The 2,131-nt window shown below is 72.5% G+C and carries 2 protein-coding genes; both read right to left on the reverse strand.

All coding sequences use genetic code 11. The features are described 5' to 3' along the window. The coding region (locus tag Q7W29_03620) for a C69 family dipeptidase (protein MDO9170901.1) at window positions 1-1,392 on the reverse strand (1,392 nt) is incomplete at its 3' end. 129 nt (window positions 1,393-1,521) lie between these two features. Next, window positions 1,522-2,131: FlgD immunoglobulin-like domain containing protein (locus tag Q7W29_03625; GenBank protein ID MDO9170902.1), on the reverse strand; the 610-nt coding region annotated here is incomplete at its 5' end.

Here is a 2,131-nt window from a genome sequence, read left to right on the forward strand (position 1 = left end):
CGCGCACAGCGCGGGGTCCTGCGCGTGCAGCCGCGCCGCGGTCGCCTCGACCGCCGGCTGCATCGCGATCAGCCCGCCCTCGAGCTCGCGCTGGGCGGCGCGGATGTCCTCGATCATGTACGAGTACTTCAGGCCGGCGTAGTTGGCCACGAGGTTGAACACCCACCAGCTCGAGTCCCAGGAGAACTCCTCGAGCCCGCCCCGCGCGAAGGACGGCGGCACCTCGGTGATCCCGGCGTAGAGCGGGAACCAGACCGTCGTGTCGGTGTCGTCGACGCCGTACCACAGGCAGCCGCCGACGGGGTCGGGCAGACCGCGCCGGCTCTGCGCGATGTGGGAGAAGCCGGTCTGCTGCGTCGAGATGGGCCGCTCCCAGGTGTAGGTCTCGCCGCCCTGTTCCCAGGCCATCGGCCGCCAGCGGTCGGGGCCGCCGAAGGGCCCGGCGTCCACGCCCTGCGTCATGTCGTAGTCGGTGCCCTCGTAATGGTCGCGCATCAGGGACATGACGTCGGTCAGGGCCAGCTTGCGGTAGGGCTTCACGAACAGCGGGTAGTCCTCGGCGCCGGCGACGCCGCGGTGGAAGTCGGGGCTCAGCTCCAGCGACGGCGCCGCCCGCCGCAGCAGGCTCCAGACGCGCGTCGCGGTGTAGCGCTTCTTCTGCGCGGTGGCCGGGCAGTAGACCTGACCGAAGTCGAAGGGGACGCCGGCGCGCGGGTCGTACCAGCCGCGCGCCTCGGCCACGCTGAACACGTTGCGCGAGTAGAGGCAGTTCTGCGGGTCGTCGGTGGGGAACGTGCCGATGCGGGCCATGTTCGCGTGGGCCGAGACGGTGCCGTCGGGCAGCCGCCGCGCCACCCAGACCGCGGTGTTGCTGCCGGGGCCGGCGCCGATCATCTCCAGCAGCCAGCACTCGCGCGGATCGCAGAGCGAGAACGACTCGCCGGTGCTGCGGTAGCCGTGGGTCTCGATCAGCGAGGTGATGACCTCGACCGCCTCGCGCGCGGTGCGCGCACGCAGCAGAGCGAGGGTCATCAGGTTCCAGTAGTGCAGACCGCCCGTCTCGTCCAGCAGCTCGGTCCGGCCGTCGAAGGTGGTCTCGCCGATCGCCACCTGGTGCTCGTTCATCAGGCCGACGACCGCGTAGGTGTGTGCAGGCCAGGGGATCCGCGCCGTCACGGTGCCGTCCCAGAAGCGCACCTCCTGCATCTCGCCGGGCGCGTGGTCGGCCGCCGGGATGCGCCGCAGGATGGGGTGGAACTCCCCGTCGCAGGTGTAGGTGATGAAGGCCGACCCGTCCGCCGAGGCGCCGGGGGTGACCAGCAGGTTGGTGCACGCCGCCGCGGGGGCGGCGGCCAGGGCCAGGAGCAGCGCGAAGGCGAGGCACGGGCGCATGGCGATCCTCCGGGTGTGGGGCCGCCGGGATCATACCGCGCCGTGGCCGGCGGGGAAACCGCGGATGAGCGGCGCGAAGAAGGCCCCGGCCTTCGCCGGGGCCTTCCCGCTATCCCGGGAACGGTCGCGTCACTTCACAAGAGTCATCTTGCGCAGCTCGCGCGCGTCGCTGGTGCGCAGCTCCGCCACGTAGACGCCCGAGGCCGCCGCGCGGCCGTCGCCGTCGCGGCCGTCCCAGGTCGCGACGTGCTCGCCCGCGGCCAGCGTCTCGGCAATCAAGTCGCGCACTAGGCGGCCCCGCTCGTCGAAGATCCGCAGGCCGACGCGGCCCTGCCGCGCCAGGGTGAAGCGCAGCTCGGTCGACGGGTTGAACGGGTTGGGCGACGCCGGGGCCAACGCGGTCCGCCATGCCGGCACCCCGCCCGCCCCGGTCGAAGCCAGGACGAGCTGCTCGGAGGCCATGAGCACCGGCGCGGCGCGGCCCTGGGCGACCCAGGCGTCGTGCAGGTCCTGGCCCAGGGTGTTGGTCGTGTTCGCGTCGCGCAGGAACTCGACGTACTCCTTCGAGATGCTCTGGTAGTGGAGCGTCACCTCGACGATGCTCGCGCCCGCGGGCAGGCCGTAGAGCGTGTCGTCCCAGAACTGCCCCTCCTGGTAGCCCCCGTAGCCGACCACCGGCGACTGCACGGCCTCCAGTTCGGCCAGCGAGGCGCCGCGCGGCGGGATGCGGTTGTCCATG

Source organism: bacterium (assembly GCA_030654305.1).
Taxonomy (GTDB): domain Bacteria; phylum Krumholzibacteriota; class Krumholzibacteriia; order LZORAL124-64-63; family LZORAL124-64-63; genus PNOJ01.